This is a genomic window from Nocardia mexicana NBRC 108244, assembly GCF_001613165.1.
Lineage (GTDB): Bacteria > Actinomycetota > Actinomycetes > Mycobacteriales > Mycobacteriaceae > Nocardia > Nocardia mexicana.
This window is the reverse complement of the sequence record NZ_BDBV01000108.1, coordinates 1-20585: the sequence shown is the minus strand read 5'-3', so window position 1 is coordinate 20585 and position 20585 is coordinate 1. Positions and strand designations below refer to the sequence as shown.

General features: G+C 69.4%; 18 protein-coding genes. 3 read left to right on the top strand and 15 right to left on the bottom strand.

The annotated features are described in order from the left end of the window. Window positions 1-169: 169 nt before the first annotated feature. The 3 genes from NM1_RS34775 to NM1_RS34765 all read left to right on the top strand — a co-directional run bounded on the left by NM1_RS34775 (window position 170) and on the right by NM1_RS34765 (window position 5011). Window positions 170-2107 carry a Na+/H+ antiporter gene (locus NM1_RS34775; RefSeq protein WP_068030195.1) on the top strand — a complete coding sequence of 646 codons (1938 nt, stop codon included), beginning with the start codon at window positions 170-172 and terminating at the stop codon, window positions 2105-2107. A 298-nt stretch (window positions 2108-2405) separates the two neighbouring features. Next, window positions 2406-3026: a TetR/AcrR family transcriptional regulator gene (locus NM1_RS34770; RefSeq protein WP_068030192.1), complete on the top strand. Its 621-nt coding sequence runs from the start codon at window positions 2406-2408 to the stop codon at window positions 3024-3026. 272 nt (window positions 3027-3298) lie between these two features. Next, window positions 3299-5011 (top strand): acyl-CoA dehydrogenase family protein, encoded by a 1713-nt coding sequence (locus tag NM1_RS34765; protein WP_068030185.1) that lies wholly within the window; start codon window positions 3299-3301, stop codon window positions 5009-5011. A gap of 2 nt (window positions 5012-5013) precedes the next feature. Here the strand turns inward: NM1_RS34765 and NM1_RS34760 are convergent, their stop codons facing one another. From NM1_RS34760 to NM1_RS43195, 15 genes are all read right to left on the bottom strand, one after another. Further along, on the bottom strand, window positions 5014-6468 hold the full coding sequence (locus tag NM1_RS34760) for an MFS transporter (RefSeq protein ID WP_084520326.1): 1455 nt from the start codon (window positions 6466-6468) through the stop codon (window positions 5014-5016). A 15-nt stretch (window positions 6469-6483) separates the two neighbouring features. Further along, complete coding sequence (locus NM1_RS34755) at window positions 6484-7401, bottom strand: hypothetical protein (RefSeq protein ID WP_068030182.1); 918 nt, start codon at window positions 7399-7401, stop codon at window positions 6484-6486. Window positions 7402-7418: 17 nt separating this feature from the next. Continuing rightward, window positions 7419-8384 carry a transketolase family protein gene (locus tag NM1_RS34750; RefSeq protein WP_068030180.1) on the bottom strand — a complete coding sequence of 322 codons (966 nt, stop codon included), beginning with the start codon at window positions 8382-8384 and terminating at the stop codon, window positions 7419-7421. Next, window positions 8381-9238: a transketolase gene (locus tag NM1_RS34745; protein ID WP_068030178.1), complete on the bottom strand. Its 858-nt coding sequence runs from the start codon at window positions 9236-9238 to the stop codon at window positions 8381-8383. The genes NM1_RS34750 and NM1_RS34745 overlap by 4 nt, the downstream gene beginning before the upstream one ends. After that, window positions 9238-10080 (bottom strand): NUDIX hydrolase, encoded by an 843-nt coding sequence (locus tag NM1_RS34740; RefSeq protein ID WP_068030172.1) that lies wholly within the window; start codon window positions 10078-10080, stop codon window positions 9238-9240. The genes NM1_RS34745 and NM1_RS34740 overlap by 1 nt, the downstream gene beginning before the upstream one ends. A gap of 12 nt (window positions 10081-10092) precedes the next feature. After that, the gene (locus NM1_RS34735; RefSeq protein ID WP_211339298.1) at window positions 10093-10851 is read right to left on the bottom strand and encodes a guanylate kinase; all 759 of its coding nucleotides are present in this window, start codon (window positions 10849-10851) and stop codon (window positions 10093-10095) included. After that, window positions 10848-13538 (bottom strand): PEP/pyruvate-binding domain-containing protein, encoded by a 2691-nt coding sequence (locus tag NM1_RS34730; protein WP_068030169.1) that lies wholly within the window; start codon window positions 13536-13538, stop codon window positions 10848-10850. The genes NM1_RS34735 and NM1_RS34730 overlap by 4 nt, the downstream gene beginning before the upstream one ends. Continuing rightward, window positions 13535-14398, bottom strand: a complete 864-nt coding sequence (locus tag NM1_RS34725; protein ID WP_147288809.1) for a hypothetical protein — start codon at window positions 14396-14398, stop codon at window positions 13535-13537. The genes NM1_RS34730 and NM1_RS34725 overlap by 4 nt, the downstream gene beginning before the upstream one ends. Further along, complete coding sequence (locus NM1_RS34720; protein ID WP_068030163.1) at window positions 14391-15278, bottom strand: isocitrate lyase/phosphoenolpyruvate mutase family protein; 888 nt, start codon at window positions 15276-15278, stop codon at window positions 14391-14393. The genes NM1_RS34725 and NM1_RS34720 overlap by 8 nt, the downstream gene beginning before the upstream one ends. Further along, window positions 15275-16270 carry an SDR family oxidoreductase gene (locus NM1_RS34715; protein ID WP_169814372.1) on the bottom strand — a complete coding sequence of 332 codons (996 nt, stop codon included), beginning with the start codon at window positions 16268-16270 and terminating at the stop codon, window positions 15275-15277. The genes NM1_RS34720 and NM1_RS34715 overlap by 4 nt, the downstream gene beginning before the upstream one ends. 11 nt (window positions 16271-16281) lie before the next feature. Then, on the bottom strand, window positions 16282-18273 hold the full coding sequence (locus NM1_RS34710; protein ID WP_068030157.1) for an AMP-binding protein: 1992 nt from the start codon (window positions 18271-18273) through the stop codon (window positions 16282-16284). A gap of 15 nt (window positions 18274-18288) precedes the next feature. Beyond that, on the bottom strand, window positions 18289-18777 hold the full coding sequence (locus tag NM1_RS34705) for a hypothetical protein (RefSeq protein ID WP_147288810.1): 489 nt from the start codon (window positions 18775-18777) through the stop codon (window positions 18289-18291). Continuing rightward, window positions 18765-19757 (bottom strand): nucleotidyltransferase domain-containing protein, encoded by a 993-nt coding sequence (locus tag NM1_RS34700; RefSeq protein ID WP_068030153.1) that lies wholly within the window; start codon window positions 19755-19757, stop codon window positions 18765-18767. Before NM1_RS34700 ends, NM1_RS34705 begins: the two co-directional genes overlap by 13 nt. Then, window positions 19744-20208, bottom strand: a complete 465-nt coding sequence (locus NM1_RS34695; RefSeq protein ID WP_068030151.1) for a type II toxin-antitoxin system RatA family toxin — start codon at window positions 20206-20208, stop codon at window positions 19744-19746. The genes NM1_RS34700 and NM1_RS34695 overlap by 14 nt, the downstream gene beginning before the upstream one ends. Window positions 20209-20254: 46 nt before the next feature. Beyond that, on the bottom strand, window positions 20255-20585 hold a 331-nt coding region (locus tag NM1_RS43195; protein ID WP_218022183.1), incomplete at its 5' end, for a hypothetical protein.

The window sequence follows — 20585 nt, the reverse complement described above, 5'->3', positions numbered from 1 at the left end:
TGTGACACAGGCCACTGACAACAATGATCGGTCGGCGACGTCGGTAGCCATCACCAACACTCGAGGGTCCAGATGAGATCCCGGGCGGTGGGTCGCCCGTACTCTAGGTGACTCGCCGCGGACGCCAACCGATTGCGCTGGTCGCGACGCCTGCTGGCACGATGGGCGGGTGCATATCGCAGCGGGATTGGTGATCCTGGTCGCTGTCGCTGTCGCGCTGGCGGCGCTGGCGAGGCGGCTGGGTATGGCCGAACCTCTGGCGCTCACCATCGCCGGGGTGATCGCCTCGTATCTGCCGTTCATCCCGCAGGTCGATATCAATCCGGAGCTGGTGCTGCTCGGGCTGCTGCCGCCGCTGCTGTATACGGCGGCCATCAACACCTCGCTGATCGAGTTCCGGCCGAAGAAGTTGTCGATCACCCTGCTGTCGGTGGGGCTGGTGCTGTTCACCACATTCGCGGTGGCCGTGGTGGTCTGGTGGCTGCTGGGGGTGCCGTTCGCGGCGGCGGTGGCGATCGGCGCGGTCGTCGCCCCGCCGGATGCGGTGGCCGCCACGGCGGTGGCGCGGCGGGTCGGCATGCCGCGGCGCATCGTGACGCTGCTCGAGGGCGAGTCGCTGTTCAACGACGCCACCGCGCTGGTGTCGCTGCGCACTGCGATCGCCGCGATGGCCGGGAGTTTCAGTATCTGGCAGGCGGGCGGCGACTTCCTCTACGCGGCCGGCGGCGGCGCGCTCATCGGTGTGGTGGCGGCCGGGGTGCTGGCGGTGCTGCGCCGCCGCATCACCGATCCGGTGCTCGATACCAGCCTGTCGCTGCTGGCGCCGTTCGCGGCGTATCTGCCCGCCGAGGCCGCGCACGCCTCGGGCGTGATGTCGGTGGTGGTGTGCGGCCTGATCCTGGGCCAGGGCGCGCCGGTGTGGCAGACCGCGGCCTCGCGCATCGCCGAGCGCACCAACTGGCGCACCATCCAATTCCTGCTGGAGAGCGCGGTTTTCCTGCTGATCGGGCTGCAGGTGCGCCATATCGTCGAGGACGCCTGGAACAGCGGCCTCGACCGCGGCACGATCGTGCTCACGTGTGCGGCGGTGCTGGCGACCGTGGTCGTGGTGCGCCCGGTCTGGGTGTTCCCGGCGACCTACTTCGCGTGGTTCGTCGAATCCCGCGGTGTTCAACGGCGGCGTACGCGGCGCCCTCCGTGGTTACGCAGGCTGCCGCCTCCGGGCGCGTCGCTCCCGCCGGGCGGGAAACCGAAGCCCGCCTGGACCGGCCCAGCGGTGGTGTCGTGGTCGGGCATGCGCGGCGTGGTCACCCTCGCCGCGGCGCTGCTGCTGCCGGAGGACACGCCGCAGCTGGCGACGCTGAAGCTGCTGGCGCTGGTGGTGGTCGGCGGAACCCTGCTGCTGCAGGGCATTTCGCTGCCCGCGCTGGTGCGGGTGCTGCGGCTGCGCGGGCCCAGCCGCGCCGAGGACGCGCTGCAGGAGGCGAATCTGCTGCAGCAGGCCACCGCCGCGGGGCTCGAGGCGCTGGAATCGGAGATCGCCCCCGAGACCCCGCCGGAGATCGTGACGGCGCTGCGCGACCGGGTCTCGCGCCGCGCCTTCGCCGCCTGGGAGCAGCTGGGCCGGTCGGAATCGGTGCGCGTGACCCCGAGCGGCGAATACCGCCGGCTGCGGCTGGCGATGCTGCGCGCCGAACGCGAAACCGTGCTGCGCGTACGGGATTCGGGCACGGTCGACCACGAGGTGCTCGAGCACGTGATGGCGGTGCTGGATATGGAGGAGTCGACCATCGACCGGATCGTCGAGGCCGACAGCGATTCCAGCGCCCCGCTGCGCGCCCCGGCCGTCGGCGACTGCGACCACCTGCGCGCCGCCCCGCACACCTGCATCCCCGACACCCCCGACGTCTGCTCGGAATGCGTCGCCGAGGGCCTCACCTGGGTCCACCTGCGCATGTGCCTGTCGTGCGGCCACGTCGCCTGCTGCGACTCCTCCCCCGGCAACCACGCCACCAACCACTTCCGCGACACCGGCCACCCGGTCATGCGCAGCGTCGAACCCGGCGAGAAATGGCGCTGGTGCTACATCGACGAACTCCTCGGCTGACGCACTCCATGCATTCGCGCACCCCGTGCATATTCCCGCACGCCCTGCAAGGCCCCGCAATGAGTGCGGGAACATGCACGGGGTGCGCGAATGCAGGCACCAGGCCATTGCCTGAGCCGACCGGCTAGGCAGCATGGTGTGGGCGGCCGGTATTGCCGCACTCCTTGCATGTTCACGCATACCTTGCAGGGCGCTGTAGTGGGTGCGGGAACGTGCACGGGGTGCGGGAAACGCGGTGTGCGGATGGGCGGGGCGGTGGTGCTCCGGGCCTGGGGCGCGGGGCGTTAGGGTTGAGCGCGTGCATTCTGGTCAGGACTCCGGCGAACCGCGCATCTGGGGCGGGACCACGCTCACCGAGCGCCGGGAGGCGCGGCGCACCGCGCTGCTCGAGGCGGCCCTGGACCTGATCGGCGAGGCCGGGGCGGGCGCGGTCACCATGCGCGCGGTGTGCCGCAAGGCCAATCTCACCGATCGCTACTTCTACGAGAGCTTCACCGGGCGCGACGATCTGCTCGATGTGCTCTACCGCCAGGTGGCCGACGAATTCCTGACCCCGATGACCGCGTTCGCCGCCCTCGACAGCCCGGTCCGCGACCGCCAGCTGGCGCAGGTGCTGGTGGACAAGGTGCTCGAGGATCCGCGCAAGTCGCGGCTGTTTCTGGTGGAGCCGTATTCGAGCACCGGCCTGGGCCAGACCACGATCGCGGTGATGCCCACCTTCACCCGGCTCATCCAGGATCACCTGTTCACCCACATCGACGACCCGATGCGCCGCCGTCTGGCCGCGGTCACCATGGCGTCGGGCAATGCGGGCATGTTCTCGGCGTGGCTCAACGGATCGCTGAAGGTGACCCGCGAGCAGATCATCGAGCATCTGGTCGCGGTGATCACGGCCTACCGGTCCATGTACCGCGACTGACCCCGCCCACCCACGCTCCCCGGCACAACGCCCGTCATATCCGGCGCGCTCACCTCCTTGCCCCGGGCGAGCCGACCTCCTTGTCTCCGGCGCGCCCACCCACCTGTATTTCCGGCGCGCCCACCCTCCTTATTTCCGGCGTGCCCACCCACTTGTATTTCCGGCGTGCTTTTGGCCGGAATCGACCGTGAGATTCCGGGCCAAAAGCACCCTGGAAGTACAGGTGGGCCATAGACTGAAGGCAGCTGCCGTCACTTGAGAGGTCCGCCGTCATGCCCCTGTTCAATCCCCAGACCGAGACCTTCGCCGAGTTCGATCCGAAGACGCGGGAGCTGCTGCGGTCGGTGGTCGAGTTCTTCGAGACCAAGGGCAAGCGGGCGCTGTGCCGGGATGCGCACGCGGGGGTCTGGTACGACGACTGGATGCGGTTCCTGGCGGACTCGCGGATCCTCGCGTACTTCGCCACGCCGCGCGCGCACGCGCAGGGCGATCCGGACAAGCGCTGGGACACCGCGTTCATCTCGAAGTTCAACGAGATCACCGGCTTCTACGGCTCGCAGTACTGGTACGCGTGGGGCGTGTCGACGCTGGGACTGGCCGTCATCTGGCAGAGCGGCAACGACAAGGCCCACCAGCGCGCGGCCGAGGAACTGGATCGCGGCGGCATCATCGGCTTCGGCCTGTCGGAGAAGGAGCACGGCGCCGATATCTACGCCACCGACATGCTGCTCACCCCGGACGGCAGCGGCGGATTCACCGCGACCGGCGGCAAGTACTACATCGGCAACGGCAATGTCGCCCGCATCGTGCCGGTGATCGGCCGCCGCACCGATCTCGCGGGCCCCGAGGCGTATGTGTGGTTCGTCGCCGACAGTGCCCATCCGAACTACAAGCTGGTCAAGAACGTCATCCACGGCCAGAACTTCGTCAGTGCCTTCGATCTCGAGAACTACCCGGTCGCCGCCGACGACATCCTGCACACGGGCCGCCGCGCCTTCGATGTCGCACTGGCGGCGGTGAATTGCGGCAAGTTCAATATCGGCATGGTCGCGATCGGGATGGTCGAGCACTGCTTCCACGAGACGATCAACCAGGCGTCGAACAAGATCCTGTTCGGTCATCCGGTCACCGAATTCGGGCAGGTGCGGCAGCTGCTCGTCGACAACTACCTGCGCCTGACCGCGATGCAGCTCTATCACGCCCGCGCAATCGACTACATGCGCTGTTCCACGCCCGAGGACCGCCGGTTCGTCATGTTCAATTCGATCGCCAAGATGAAGGTGACCCGCGAGGCCGAGCGCGCGCTGAACGAGCTGCTGGATGTCATCTCCGCCAAGGGTTTCGAGAAGGACAGCTACTTCACCATCGCCCGCGCCACCATCGCCTCGATGCCGCGGCTGGAGGGCACCGCGCACGTCAACATGGCACTCACCCTGAAGTTCATGCCGAACTTCCTGTTCAATCCCGTTGCCCTGCCGCCGGTTCCGGTGCGCCGCGATCCGGGCGACGACGAATCGCTGTTCCGGCAGCCCGGCGCCGCGGGCCTGGGGAAGGTCCGCTTCACCGACTGGCGTCCGGCGTTCGAGGAGTGGAAGCACCTGCCGAACGTCGCGCTGTTCCTCGAGCAGGCCGAGAAGTTCGTCCAGCTCCCCGTGCAGGCCCCGCCCACCGAGGCGCAGCTGGCCGACCTGGATTTCCAACTGGCGGTGGGTGAACTGTTCACGATGCTGCCCTACACCCAGCTCATCCTCGAGCAGGCCAGCCTCTCGGGCACCGACGCCGGAACCATCGATGCCGTCTTCGAGATCTTCGTCCGCGACTTCTCCGGGTACGCCCTGTCTTTGTACTCGAAGTCGTCTTCCACTGCGGCCCAACAGCATTGGTCTATGGATGTGATCACGAAACCCATCCCCGATCCGGACCGCGCCGACCGTATCTACACCGAGGTCCTCTCGCACGCGAACACGTACGAAATGAACCCCTGATCTCAGGGGGCCGTCACACCGCGCCGATCGCGTCCCTCGTTGCCGAGCAACAGAATCGCCGCCAGCACGAAGGCGGCATACATTCCGCTCGCCACGACGAATGCCCGCTGTGTCGCCTCCGTCGACAGCAGGGCCGCCGCACCGTCGGTGCCCGGTCGCGCCGTCAGCACGCTGGCCACCACGGCGATGCCGACGGCGCCGCCGACCGTGCGGCACACCGTGAGCAGGCCCGAGATCAACCCCGTATCGGACTGATTCACGCCCGCGACGACGACGATGCTGACGGTGATGAACCACAGCGGCGTCGCGACGGCCACCAGCACCGCGGGCGCGACGACGTGCAGCCACACCCCGTCCGCGGCGACGCCCGCGGCCACCAGCAGCATGCCGCTGCCGCCGAGGACGCCGCCGAGGACGACCGCCCAGCGGGCCCCGAGCGCGGCCAGGATCGTCGGGACCAGCAGCGCGGAGAGTATCCCCACCGATGTCACCGGCAGCATCAGCAGGCCGGTCCGCAGCGCCGAATAGCCCAGCGCGGTCTGCATATACAGCGACAGCAGATGGAACAGTGCATAGAATCCCGCGCATCCGACCGCGGCCACCAGGCTCGCCCCGATCACCGTGCGCGAGGCGATCAGCGGCAGCGGCACGAGGGGTTCGGCCGCGATGAACGCCTCGTGCACGGCGGCATAGAGCAGCAGCGCGGCCGCGGCGGCCAGCAGGCTCAGCACGCGCACCGATCCCCATGCGTGCGTGTCGGTTTCGGCGATCGCGTAGACGGTGACGGTCACGCCGAGCGTCACGAGGAGGGCGCCGACCACATCGAAGGAGCCGGGCCGCCGCTCGGATCGGCCGACGCGGACGACCCAGGGTGTCAGCGCCAGCACCACCAGTCCGATCGGCACGGTGACCAGGAAGACCCACCGCCAGCCCGGTCCGTCGGAGAGCAGGCCGCCGAGGGTGACTCCCAGCGACGTGCTGATGGCTCCGGTGGCACTCCAGATCGTGATCGCCTTGGCCCGGCCCGCGCCGGCGGGGAAGATGTCGGTGATCAACGCCAGTGTCATGGGGGCCAGCACCGCGGCCGCGAGACCCTGGAAAGCGCGTGCGGCGACGAGGAATTCGATGTCGAGGGCGATACCGCAGGCGGCCGAGGCGACGGTGAACACGCCGAGGCCGATCATGAATGTCCGGCGGTGGCCGAAGTTGTCGCCGAGCCGCCCGCCCACGAGCATGAATCCGCCGAAGGTGATCAGATACGCGACGATCACCCAGGCGATGTTCTCCTTCGTCGCGCCGTGGAGGCCGTCGCGGATGGCGGGCAGCGCGGCGTTGACGATGGTGATGTCCACCAGTTCGATGAGGCTGGCCAGACAGACCAGAACCAAGGCCCAGACCTGCCTCGGAGTCCAGCGGACCGAGACGGCCGCGTGCGCGGCATCTGTTCGAGTATCCACGAGAAATTCCCTTCCTCAACCCTCGCGCCGCCACCGCTGCGCCAGCTGTTCGACGGTCGCCTCGTCGAATTCGGCCGCCACACCCGGCAGGTCGTGCGATATCAGGCCCGCGGCGAGGCCGTAGCGGTGCCAATCCCCTTGCGCCCCAGCGGCTCGTGCCTCGCTCATCGCCTCGTCGAGGCTCAGCGTTCGGCCGTGGTCGCGGCGGGCGTCGAGCAGGCCGAGCAGGCGAGCGCGACCGCGCGAGGACAGGCCCGTGAGCAGTCCTCCGGGTTCGAGATCGACGCCCTCCCGCCACTCCCCCGCTCGCCATACGTCCGAAACATCCTGGGCGCCAGTGGGATCGAGCATTCGCGGGCCTGCGGCCCCGCCGAGTACATACAGGTCGCGCAGCAGATCGGCGGGCTCGTCGGGGCAATGGACGAACGAGATCATGCGGTTGGTCATGCCCAGCTCGGAGCGCAGCTGGCCGGGCCTGCGCGGTCCGGAGCCGGAGGCGCCCTTGTCGACCGCGAGCTGCATTGTCAGCGGGATGTCGCCGCTGCCCGGCGCGCGCCGCACGAGCAGGCACCGCGCGGGCCGGCCCTCGGACATGAGGATGTGCAGCCGCATCCGGTCGGTGGTCGCCTTGACCCACGGGTACTGCCACAGCTGATGGGAGCGAACGGCATCCAGTTCGGTGTCGAACACCGCGGCGACGGCCAGGTTCCGTGCGCTCAGGAAGCGTTCGATCGTCGGCATCCGGCCGGTGACCAGCGCCTCGGGCTTCACCACCAGCAGCGCGGTGTCGTAGAGCAGATCCGGCAGCGTGTAGCCGGGATCGGGTGCGAGCGCCAGCGCGGTCCGGGCCAGCGGATCGCGCGCGTAGACCGCGGCCTTGCGCGGCAGCCCGGTCAGCTTCCGCCAGCGCTCGGTACCCGAAACTTGTTCCACGGCAGTCGGTCTCGTGTTCATGCCGCGAGCAGTCTGCGCGACAGTTCGCCGAGCCGGTCGGCTTCCATCCCGTAGTGCGCCAGCACGTCCAGCTGTGCCCCGTTGACGATCGGCGCGTCGGGCAGGCCGAGATTGCGGAACACCACGGAGGTTCCGCGGTTGAGCAGCGCGCCCGCGCACGCCTCGCCGAGGCCGCCGTGCACGCTGTGTTCCTCGAGCACGATCAGCACGCGCACGCTGTCGGCCACGTCGAACAGCGTGGCGGTATCGAGGGGCCGGACCGTGGGCATGCTGATCACCGCGGCGTCGATACCGTCGCGAGCCAGCAGCCGCGCGGTGGCCAGGGCGATGGCCACCGCCTCGCCCGTGGCGAGGAAGCCGATATCGTGCCCGCCGCGCAGGCGGGTCGCGCGGCCGAGCGCGACCGCCGACGGGCCATCGGGGTGCACGCAGTCGAGTTTCCGCTTGCCGAGGCGGATGTAGACGGGCTCGTCGACGGCGGCGGCGCGCCGGATCGCGGCTTCGGCTTCGCAGTTGTCGGCCGGTGCGATCACCGCGATCCCCGGCATGGCGCGCAGCGCCGCGTAGTCGGCGATGGAGTGGTGGGAGGCGCCGAGGGGCCCGTAGCTGATACCCGCGCTGATCCCGATGAGGCGCACGGGGTTGGCGCCGTAGCTCACGTCGACTTTGATCTGTTCCAGCGAGCGGGCGGTCAGAAAGCAGGCCGGGGAGATCACGAACGGCTTCTTGCCGCAGGCCGCGAGGCCCGCGGCGACGCCGACCAGATTCTGTTCGGCGATACCGACTTCGACCATGCGGTCGGGGAATTCGGCGGCGAACGGCGCGAGCTTGCCCGAGATGCGGGAATCCGCGGTGAGCACCCTGATGTCGGGATCGGAGGCGGCCAGATCGCGCAGGGTGGCGTCGAGCACCTCCAGGTTGGCGATCCCCCGGGGTACGACGGTGTCGAGAGTGTCGGTCATCTGTTGTTCCTGAGCTCGGCGATACGCGCCCGGATGTCCTGCTGCGCGATGCGGTATTCGTCGTCGGAGGGCACCCGGTGGTGCCAGCGGATGTCGTGTTCCATATAGGAGATGCCGCTGCCCTTGACGGTGTCGGCGATGATCATCGTGGGGCGTCCGGCGGTCGCGGGTACTGTCGAGAGCGCCTCGTCGATCGCCGCGATGCTGTGCCCGTCGATCTCGCGGACCGACCATCCGAAACTCGCGAACTTCTCGGCCAGCGGCTCGGAGTTCATGATTTCCGCTGTGCTGCCCGCGATCTGGTAGCGATTGCGGTCGACGATGGCGACGAGATTGTCGAGCCGGTAGTGGGCCGCGCACATCGCCGCCTCCCATACCGATCCCTCGGCGAGTTCGCCGTCGCCGAGGAGGACGAAGGTGCGGTAGTCGAGCCGATCCTGCTTTCCGGCGAGCGAAATCCCCACGGCGAGTGACAATCCGTGGCCGAGAGCTCCGGTGGACTGCTCGATTCCCGGCACCTTGCGGGTGACGTGCCCGATGAGGTCGGAGCCGAAGCGCAGATATGTGCCGAGTTCCGCGCGCCCGAGGTATCCGGCGCCGGCGAGGACGACGTAGAGCGCCTCGACCGCGTGCCCTTTGCTCTGGATGTAGCGGTCGCGCGGCGGATCGTCGACGGTGTCCGGCGTGATGCGCAGGATGCGTTCGTAGAGCACCGTCAAAATGTCTACGCAGGACAGGCTTCCGGCCATGTGCCCGTTTCCCGCGGAGCGGATGAGGTCGATGATCTCGAGCCGGTACCGTGCCGCTTTCACGGCGATTTCGACATTATCGGCGAGGACGATTTCGGCCGACATCAGACTCCCTTTCTGAGACCGAGGTGAACATCGCGCAGGAGCCTGGCGTCGTCGGTGAGGAGGCGGTGCCGGATCAGGAAGTCCAGCACGACGAGATTGCAGTCCGGTTTGAATCGGTCCGATGTCGTCACCGTATCCAGCAGCGCGTCCGCGGGATGCAGCTCGAATTCGGCGACCTCGCCGTCGGCCGGGTGCGGGACGAAGTCGATCGGCATCTCGAGGTCGAAGATGTGGTCGATATCCCGGAGAATGCAGCCGTCGTGTTCCATGAACATCGTCACGGCGCTGACCTCGCGCATGGAGTTCGCGAGGAAGGCGTCGATTCCGGCCTCCTCCCGCACCTCGCGGCGCGCCGTGGTCGCGGGTGTGACCGAGGCGGCGACGCCGCCCGCGGCGAGCTGATCCAGGCGGCCGGGGAAGGTCGGCTTGTCCGGGGACCGGCGGCCGATCCACATCAGGAGATCGGCGCCGGTCCGCACGTATCCGTTGACGTGCGCGCCGACGTTGATGGTGCCGAAGATCCTGGTCACGGCGCGTTCCATCTGCAGGACCACCGGACCGCCCGGGTAGGGCACGACGTCGTACAGCTCGCCGCGCCACCCGGCCACCAGCCCCCGGTCGCGCCAGCGGCCCGCGAGATCGGCGAGGACCGCGGTGCGTTGTGGCGGTGTGCGCAGGTCCGGATCCAACTCCACCAGTTCCGCGGATACGGCGAACTCCGGCTCGCCGCGCAGGACGCCGAGCATGCCGAGGTTGATCCAGCCGAGGTGGAACCCGCCCGCTACGAATGGGACGTAGTCGCGCAGGTTCCGGGTATTGCATATCGCGCCCCAGTCGTACATCCGGTACCGCCCTCAGCTGCCGGAGCCGTCGATATCGGAGATCCGACGACCGGCCGGATCGTAGTAGAACAGCATTTGCCGCCCGTCCTTCATGGTTTCGTAGAGCCGCAGCAGTTCCGGATTCCGTGCCAGTCGATGCTTTTCCGATCGCAGGATCTCCCGCAGGACGGTGAGGGTTTCCTCGAGGTCGTGATTGGTCACGTGGTAGTCGTGCATGTCGACGTAGGACAGATCCTGCACGCCCATATTGAATTTCAGCTGCAGCTTGTCACCGGCTTCGCTGGAGCGCGCCGTCAAGCGGTCGCGCAACGCGGCCAGCGAGGGCGGCGCCACGAAGACACCGACGACCTGTTCGGGGAAGGCGCGCCGCAGGTTGAGATACAGCTGCGGGGTGTAGTCGAACAGCAGGTCGGTGCCCGCGGCGATGGCGTCGAGCAACGGCTGCCGCGGGGTGCCGCTGTAGTAGCCCGGCTGCGGGTTGACCCACTGCGCGAATTCGCCGCCCTCCACCATTTCCCGGAATCGGCGCCGCGAGACGAACTCGAAGAAATCGTCGTCGTCGACTCCGGAGGCCGGGTCGGGGGCGCGACGGGCGCGGGTGGTGATGTTCTTGATGTAGCCGATATCGGGATCGGCCTTGCGCCACTTCGTGATCAGCGTGCTCTTGCCCGTGCCGCCGGGGCCCGACAGCACGAGGAACACGCTCGTCGAGCGACCGTCGAGTTCGGTGTTCATGGTCGCCGCCACGGTGGCCGGGGGAATGATCGTCATTGCTGTCTCCTGAATCGGGTGACCGTTCCGCGAGTGCCGTCCACCTGTACGTGTTCGCGGTCGAGCAGAATCCTGGTGACGTCCTTGATTCCGACGACGGTCGGAATGCCCAGCTCACGGGCGACGATAGCCGAATGCGACAGCACCGACCCGCGTTCCACGATCAGCCCGCGCGCGGTGGTCAGCAGCGGCGTCCAGCCCGGGTCGGTCCGGACGGTGCACAGGATGTCGCCCGCCACCGAGGACACGTCGCCGGAGGCCGGGAGCACCCGTACCGGCGCGTCCACGACGCCGCCGCAACATCCGAGACCACGCAGCACGAGGGCATCGGGATCGGTGTCGTCCCCGGCGGACTGCGTCGCGGCGGACGCCACGATCGGCTGCAGGTAGGGCGTCCCGTGGGTCTCGAAGCGGTCCGGCACACTCGCCGCCTCGTTGCGTGCGAATTCGGCTTTGCGGAGCCGGACCGTGCCCGCCAGATCCGTCGACGCGGCCCGCGCCTCGAGGTACTGGTCGATCTCGTCGACGGTCAGGAACAGGATGTCGCGTTCGTCGGCGAGGACGCCCTGTTCGGCCAGGCGACGGCCGATCGTCGCGTACAGGTCCCGGACCAGGGCGAAGGCCAGCGTCCGGCGGAAGCGCAGCGATTCGCGCGCCTTGATCGCGGTGCGGGTCGCCCGCACCTCGACGCCCGCGAATCGGCGCCGCCACCACGGCATCCGCGCCGTGAGGTCGGCCAGCGCGCGGTCGTGCCGGGCGCGGTCGCCCGCGAGGTTCCCGGCCGGGCCGGGCTGCTCGAGGTAGTTCCTGATCATCTCGACGACGAACCAGGGCCGGTGGCGTACGGGGACGGATTCGAGTTTGAGTTCGCCGACGCACCGGTCGCCGTATCGGCGGACGTAATCGTCTATCCTGCGGGCGAATGCGGGGTATTCGACGCCGAGCGCGGTGCGCGCCGCGGCGGGGTCGGCGGCGGTGAGGACCGCGCGCAGGCCGTCGTCGGCGCGGGCCTCGTCGGCGAGGGCGAGCAGGATGCGGGTCGGTTCCATGGATTCGATACCGTCGATGGCGCACAGCAGATCGGCGAGCCGCGTGTCGACCTCGGCCTCCGGATAGCGCGCCACCAGCACGCGGCGCAGGTGCCCGGAGTACATCATCACGCGAAAGTCGTTGATATTCGGGATATCCCAGTGACTCATCAGCTCCGAGTACAGGAATCGCAGGGTGTCGTGCGCCTCGGACACCGTCATCGCGGGGACGCTGTCGCGGTCCACGAGGTCGTAGATGTGCTGGAAGTAGTCCAGGAAGCGGAGGATCTCGCGGTCGAGTGTCACGTAGCGCGCGGCGATACCCGCTGCGACGCGCAGGTTCTCGATCACCGCGCGCGGAGTGCGGCGCCGGCGGGCGAGCCTGCTGCCGTCGATATCGGTGTGCCACATCACCTTCGAGTAGTTCTCGGTGCTGCGCTCGTATCCGGGCAGCAGCGCGAACAGGCTGAGCCAGTTGTTCATCTGGTAGAAGATGCGCCCGTGCACGAAGGCGAGCAGATTGTCGGCGGCGGGCCCGAACTCGGCGCGCCTGCGCTCCGACACTCCCAGGAAACCGGCGAGCTGTTTGTACACACCGGAATACACGCGGGCGGAGAAGGAGAACGTCAGCGGCGTGGTGACGCCGTTGTAGCTCTCCTGGATGTTCGAGTTGTCGAAGACCAGCGCCGGTGCGCGTGGATCGTCGTAGGCGGCGGTGATCGGCCGTGCCTGCAGGATGTAGAGGGTGCCGCCCGCATAGCTCCATTCGATATCCATCGGGCGGCCGTGCAGTGCGGCGATTCGCGTTCCCGCCGAGCAGATCTCGTCCACCTGGGCCGGAGTGAGGGCACGCCGCTCGCGCAGCGGTGCGGGGACCGCCTGCTCGGCGACGCCGCCGCCGCTCGCGCGCACGACCCGGATGTCCTTGTCGGCCAGGGTCGCCGAGCGTTCCGCGCCGCCGGACCAGGTGTATTCGTCGGTGTCGCAGAGCCCGGAGACGATGCCCTCGCCCAGCCCGTAGGCCGCGGTGACCAGATATTCGTCGCGGGTGCCGGAGCGGGGGTTCGCTGTGAACAGCACGCCCGACACGTCGGCGTCGACCATCTGCTGGATGACGACCGCGACCCGGGACCCCGTCACCGAGCGGCCGATTCGGGCGGAGTAGCTCAGTACCCGCTCGCCGAACGCCGAGGCCCAGGTACGCCGGACACTGTCGAGGACCGCGGCGCTGTCCTGGTACAGGTGGCTGTCGAGCTGCCCGGCGAACGAGTGCGCGGTGGAATCCTCGTCGAGCATGGAGCTGCGTACCGCGAAGGGGCCCGCGCCGATCGTGGGTAGTGCCGCGGCGATCCGCTCGGCGAGGCCGGGCGCGAGTTCGGCGGCGGTGATGGCCGCGCGGACCTGTGCCGCGGATTCCGAAATCTCCTGTGCCGCATCGTCGGTGCGCGATTCCAGCGCCAATGCCAGGCCGCCCAGGGCGGTGCGCACCGAGGGCCGGCGCAGATGGTGGTCGAAGGCCCGCGCGTCGAGCACCACGAACGCGGGCACCTCGATACCGGCCGAGACCAGCGCCGCCAGGCCCGCGGCCTTGCCGCCGATATCGGCCGCATCGGCGAGAGTGTTTCCGGGCCACAGGGATTCGGCGACCGTCGCGGTCATCCTCGACTCCTCACGTACAGGACCAGCGCGGCCAGGGCGGCGTTCAGCTGGGTGGTCAGAAGTAGCGTCAGGCCCGCCCAGGCGCGGGAGCCGCGCGGCGGCCGCCCGGCGACACCGGGCCACCACCGCAGCATCAGCAGGACCACGGTGAGCGCGCAGAGCACTCCGAGCAGCGGATAGGACAGCGGCAACGCATCGGACGTGCCCGCGAGCACGGCCGCGGCGGCGGACGCGGCGAGGATTGCCGACAGCCACAGGCGAATCGCCGACGGCGACACACCCGGCGCGAGCCAGTCCGGGCGCCCCGCCTTGCGGCTGAGCACCCAGAACAGATAGCCCGCCCACAGGCCGCCGACCAGCCCCGCCACCGCCGTCGCGGGGACCGCGCCGCCCCCGGTCCGCCGCCACAGCAGGTACGGATAGAACAGGATCATCGCGACCGCGACCTCGCTCAGCAGCCAGACACCGAGCGCACCGGCGAAGCGCCGATCCGCGGCATTGCCGAGCCCGCTCCAGAGCGCGGTCGCGGCAACATATATCGCGAGTGTCCCGTCGGCGACCGCGTTGGCCGCCGCCGTGACCACGACAAGGACCGCCGCGCCGAGCAGCATGCCCCGGGCACCGAACGCGGGCGACGGATCCCCGGCCGCATCGCCGAGATCGTCTGCGAGACGGTGGATCAGCAGCATCGCCGCCACCGCGCCCGCACCGCCCGCCCAGGCGAGTGGATGCGCCTGCCGATCGGCGCACGCCCCGTACACCAGGTACGAGCAGACGACGATCGACACCGCGGCGACCGCCTGGGTCGGCGGAAACCTGCGCGCGAGATACCGCGGGACAGCCCGCACGTACTCAGCCATCGACATCACTGGTCAGCAGCGAGTCCATCCCGATCAGGTCGAGCACCTCGACGACCGGTATCAGCTGCTCCTCCATCTCGGCGGTGCTCGCGGCGCTGCTCAGCCGCGCGAAGACGTCGTTGACCACGCGCACCACCGCGCGCAGTGACTGATTGGCGTAGATGACCATCGAGAACCCGCCGCGCTCGAGTTCGTCGACGCTGGCCGAGTAGTAGGTGGTCGGCACCGCCACCAGCGGCAACGGATCGCTCTGCCGGTTCCATTCGGCGGCGAATTCCAGTACCTCGTCCGGGGATTCGGATTTCGAGTGGATGAGCAGCGCGTCGGCACCGGCCTGCGCGTACCGCGCGCCCCGCTCCAGCGCGTCGGCCATGCCGGTCTCCGCGATCAGCGATTCCACGCGCGCGATCACGACGAAGTCCGGTGAGACCTGCACGCTCTTGGCGGCCCTGATCTTCTGCGCGAACTCGGCGATCGGGGCCAGCTGCTGTCCGCCGCTGAAACTGTTGCGTTTGGGAAACTGCTTGTCCTCCATGCAGATTCCGGCGATGCCGCGGCGCTCGTATTCGCGGGTGGCGCGCATGACCACGTTGACGTCGCCGAATCCGGTATCGCAGTCGGCGATCGTCGGCAGCGGCGTCGCGGCATCGATCACCGCGGTGGCCTGGAGAAATTCGGTCATCGTCAGGATGCTGGCGTCGGGTAGCGCGTGGGCCGCCGAGATGGACAGCCCGCTGCCCCACAGGGCGTCGAAGCCGTGCCTGCTCGCCAGCAGTGCCGACAGCCCGTCACCCACTCCGACGACGCGCGCCAGCCGGTCGCCGGCGAGGAGTTTGCGCAGTTGTGCGGACTTGGAGCCGTGTCCGTTCGTGTGTGTCATGCAATGGCCTTCCAGGGTTTCGGTCGCTGCCGCGCCAGGGGTGTATTGGCATGTGCCCAGTAGGACACCGAACGCCGCAGCGGCAGCTCCGGATCGCTCACGACGTGATCGGGTTCGAGCGGGGTGCGGATCTGCATGTAGGGATGGAAATGCGAGAGCAGTTCCAGGACCCGCACCTGCCGCGGACTCATGTGCTGGCGGGCGAACGGCCACAGGAATCGTTCCCACCGCCGCGGATCGATGATCTTCGGCTGCTCGAGGGCCGGAATACCGCGGTCCGCGCGCCATTGGTTCAGTGCCTCGACCATGATCGTCAGGGCGTCGGGGAAGGTCATCGCGCTCGCGCCGCCCGCGATGGTGCGCACCCCCGACGGGCCCGCCCGCACCACCTGCGCCACCAGGGTGGCGAGGTCGTCGACGGGGATGACATCGAAACGGCTGTCGGCGAATCCGACCACAGCGGGCACGGCACTGCTCGCCATACCGCGCAGGATCGTGTACATGCCGGAGTACCGGGCCGCGCGCCCGTCGGCGCGCCGCCCGATGATCAGCGGAGGGCGAATCACCGTGGCGCGCCCCGTGATTTCGCGGGTCATGCGTTCGGCGGCGGCCTTGGACCACTCGTAGTGATTGCGATAGTCGCCCGGGTCGCCGGACTCGATATCGCCGCGCAGGCCCAGCGCGTACGCCGTGGATATCTGGATCAGATGGGTCCGGTCGCCGATGAGCGGGCACAGGGCCAGCACGGAATCGACGTTCGCCCGCCATGCCTCGGCCGGGCTCATCGTCCAGCGGGTGTCGGCGGCGGCGTTGACGATGACATCCCAGGGGCCCGCGAGCGTCGCGGGCGCGGGGTCGCGGCTCATATCCCAGTGCACGGTGGCGCCGGTGGCGTCCGCGCGGCCGCGGCTCGCGGCGACCACGGTCATGCCGTGCGCCCGCAGCGTCTCCACCACTTCGTAGCCGACCAGACCCGAAGCGCCCGTGACCAATACCCGCATCGTCAGCCCTGCCGGTCTCGGGACTCGGCGAGGACCGTCAACGCGCCCGTGCGCAGCAGGCGGCGGCACAGCAGGCGCTGGACCTTGCCGCTGGCGGTCTTGGGCATCGCGCCCGGCGCGATCAGTCCGGCGAAGACGGGACGCACGCCGATCTCCTCGGCGACCGTCCGGCGGATCCGCGCGCACACCGCGCCGAGGTCGTCGCCGATCCCGGGATCGACCTCGCAGACGACGCCGAGCCCCTCCCGACCGTCCTCGAGCTGGAAGGCCGCGCTGCAGTGTTTGCGCACCGCCGGGTGCGCGGACTCCGCGGCCAGTTCGAGGTCGTGGGCGTGGTAGTTGACGCCGCGGACGATGATCACGTCCTTGAGGCGTCCGACGACCACCAGCTGGCCCTCGATCAGCACACCGAGATCCCCCGACCGCAGATACGGGGCGCGCTCGGGATCGCCGAGGATGCGCGCGCCGAACACGGCCTCGGAATCCTCGCCGCGGCGCCAATAGCCCGAGGCCACACTGTCGCCCGCGATCCAGATCTCCCCCACCCGGCCCGGCTCGGCGGGCGCGCGGGTCACGGGATCGATGATGTGGACGTCGAATTCGGGAGCGGGTATCCCGCTGGAGACCAGCGTGCGGCCGCCCGGCCCGGCGGCTGTCGGCGACACCCTGCCCTCCCCGAGATCATCGGCGTCGATCTCGAATGTGACCGGGGCGGTGGCGGGTTCGGCCGCCGACACCATCAATGTCGCCTCGGCCAGCCCATAGCACGGCAGGAACGCCTCGCGGCGGAAGCCGCCGGCGGCGAAGGTGGCGGTGAAGCGGTCGATCGTCTCTGCGAGCACGGGTTCGGCACCGTTGAACGCCACCGTCCACGACGACAGGTCGAGACGATCGCGGGTGGCGGCCGGGATGCGGTGCACGCACAGGTCGTAGGCGAAATTCGGTCCGCCGCTGGTGGTCGCGCGAGATTCGGAGATGCCCTCCAGCCAGCGACCCGGACGCTTGAGGATCGAGAAGGGGGAGGCCAGCACGGTGGGGAAGCCCACGAACAGCGGCTGGAAGATCCCGCCGATCAACCCCATATCGTGATACGGCGGTAGCCAGCTGAACATCCGGCTGTCGCGGGTGTGGCCGAACGCCGCCGCGATGGCGGCGGAATTGGCGATCAGGTTCCGTGAGGTGAGGACCACGCCCCGCGGCCGGGCGGTCGAGCCGGAGGTGTATTGCAGCAGCAGCGGCTCGTCCAGCCCGCCCATTTGCGGCTGCCATCCGGGGGCGGGGTCGGCGTCGGGGGCGAGCCAGGTCGCGAAGCGCAGGCTGCTTCCCGCCGCACCGGCGATCCGGCGCCGCAGGCCGTCCTCGGTGATGACCGCGGCCACGTCGGCGTCGGCGGCGATGGCCTCGAGCCGGGGCAGGCTGCGATGGGGTTTGAGCAGATTCGGCGGCGGCGCGGCGACGGCGACCACCCCGGCGTAGAAGCAGGCGAACATCGCCGCGACGAGGTCGACGCCGGGTGGCAGCAGGATCATCACCCGCTCCCCCGGGCGCACCGATTCCGCGATCACCTTCGCCAATCCTGTTGCCCGCCCGTGTAATCGGCCGTAGGTGAGGGTCTCGGCGTCGCGGTCGTCGTGGAGGAAGGTGAGCGCGGTACTGTCGGGTTCGGTGGCGGCCCAGCCTGCGAGTGCCGCACCGAAGTTGTTCAGTTCCCGGCCGTCGCGCGGTGCGTTCGCCGGGCCGCGACCGGCCGCCAGGCGGCGCACCAGGGCCTCCACGTCGGCGACGTTCTCGATCGCGAGCAGCTCGCGCTCGTCGGCGCAGGCCATGTCGAATTCGGATTCGAGCACGCCGGTCAGTTCCATCAGCCGCAGCGAGTCGTATCCGAGCTCGCCGACGAGATGGGTCAGCGCATCGACCTCCCCGCCGCCCCGGACGGGGGCGAGGTCCGAGATCAGTTCCCGCACCCGGCGCCGCATATCGGCCTCCTCGTGCATCTGTCGTCCTTCCGTTCAGGTGGCGAAGTGTTCCCAGGCGTAGCTGCGCAAACCGCTTCGGCGGCGCAGCTTTTCGAGATCGCCCGCCATGCGGACGCTCGGATAGAACCCGGTCGGCGTCCGGAAGCTCGCCATGACGATCGGCATCGCCGCTTCCGTTGCGTGGCAGGCCTCATCGGCCAATATCCGCGCGGCATCGGCGTCGGCGCGGGTCGCCTCCCACGCGGTCGGCATCCGTTCGAGCAGAACGGCGTGCGGTTCGATATCGCGTGCGATGCGCACCAGCAGCGCCGCGTCCTCGGGTGAGCCGAGGTGGCCCGCCAGCATCGCCGACACGTACGCGGTGTTCAGGACCGTGTCGAAGCAACTGTCGACACAGGTCGCCCAGTCGCCCGCGGCGTAGGTGGAGCCCATGTCCTCGACGGAGTGCTGCAGCACCATGACGTGTGCCCACGCCGCCCGCGTCCCTTCCTCGGCCAGGGCATGAATACTTACGCTGCGCATGCCCGCACCCTCTCGTCGAGCTCCGGCCGATCGAGCGCGGGAACGACCACGCCCTCCGCGACGGCATCCAACACCGTTGCCGCCGAGGCGGTTTCGAGCGCTTCCGGAACCAGCTCGGCCGGATCGCACGGCACGGCGCGGCGGCCGCCGACGAGCGTCCAGGTCGTCGCGCCGAGCTCGAGCCGCTCCAGGCCGTCGGCCGCCCGCAGCTCGACCACGCCCGGTTCGCCGAGCGCGGAAAGACCTGCCGCGGAAAGGATCTCGCGCAGCTGCCGCTCGTCGGAACAGCCGAACGCGCGCCGCGCCAGGCCGCGATCGAGACCGGCGCGCACGGCGCGGGCCACTATCCATTTCTCGCCGATGAACAGCTCCCCCGACGCGCGGGCCAGCACCTCCACCAGCGCGCGGCCCGCCCGCCGCCACGCCGCCGCGCTCGGCAGCCCCGCCGCGCCGATGGTGCGCGCGGCGAAGATCTTCAGCACCAGACTTTCCACGGCGCCGCGCACCAGGGCCGCCGCGGCGACCGGCGTGGCGGCCGGATCGACGATGTCGGGGAACGCCGGATCGAGCGGACTCGCGTTGAGCCAGCGGCCGATGCGCCGCTGCAGGGTCATCGCCGGTGCGCATCCCAGCGCGCACCAGCCCGCCGCGAGCCGCACCCGTTCGCCGGGCAGCGCCGCCATCGTCGCGGCCGGATCCCCGGCGTTGTAGTACTGCAGGTCGACGCTGGTGTCGCCGAGGAAGAACAGCATCGGCGCATCGGAGGATCGGCGGTCGCACAGGACGATGACGTCGATATCGCTGCCGCTGTTGCCCAGCCCGGCGGCGAGCGAGCCCACCACATATCCCCGGCCCTCGTCGAGCAGTGCCCCGAGCAGTTCGCGCAGCTCGCCGACCGAGGCCCCGACCCGGGCGAGCGCGTCCTCGACAGCGACCGCGGTCCGGGCCCGCGGCCATGCGACGGTCTCATGCGAGGTCATGGACGCCTCCCGCCGCGACGCGGCTCTCGATCTCGCGCAGCATCGTCGTGGAGTTGTCGCGCAGTGCGGTGGCCGCGACGGGATTGAGCATGTCGGCCAGCAGCGGGATGCCGATCTCGAACTCGACGCGGAAGTCGACACGCACCAGCCCGTCGCCGCCGTCCTCGACGCGCCAGTAGCCGAGGAAGATCTCGAGATCGCCGTCGATCTGCTCGAATCGCAGTGTGCGCGTGGCGTTGTCGATTTCCTCGCGCTCGGTCCATTCGAGGATCGACCCCTTCAGCCACACCCGCCAGGCGCTGAGCCGGTGCCCGCCGGGACCGGCATCGTCGAGCAGGGTGACCTCCTCGACGTTCTTCATGAACGCCGGGTAGGCGGTGATGTTCTTGATGGCCGCCCACACCTCGTCGATCGGCGAGGTCATCGTGTGGGTGACATGGACTTGCTGCATCGGATATGTCCTTCGTCCTCGGGGAGGTGGTCGGGGCGGTGCTCGCCTACGCGGTGGGGTCGAAACTCATCCGATAGCCGAGATGCAGTGCGCCGACGGCCTCGTCGCAGGACATCAGGTTCGGCGGATGATGGTGCACCGCAAGCGAATCGATCGCGGCGGCGGAGGCCGGATCGCCGGCCGTGAACAGGCTCGCTCCCAGGACCGGGGTCAGCGCCGCGACCACCCGATCGCGGGCGGCGCTCAGGCCCGCGCGCAACGCCATGGCGGCGGCCAGCCCGTTGCGCTCCCCCATCGTCGTGGTCTCCCATTCCCGGGCGAGCTGCCGGCAGGCGGAGCCGAGCAGATACAGCTCGCGCGCGGCGCCGCCGATCCCC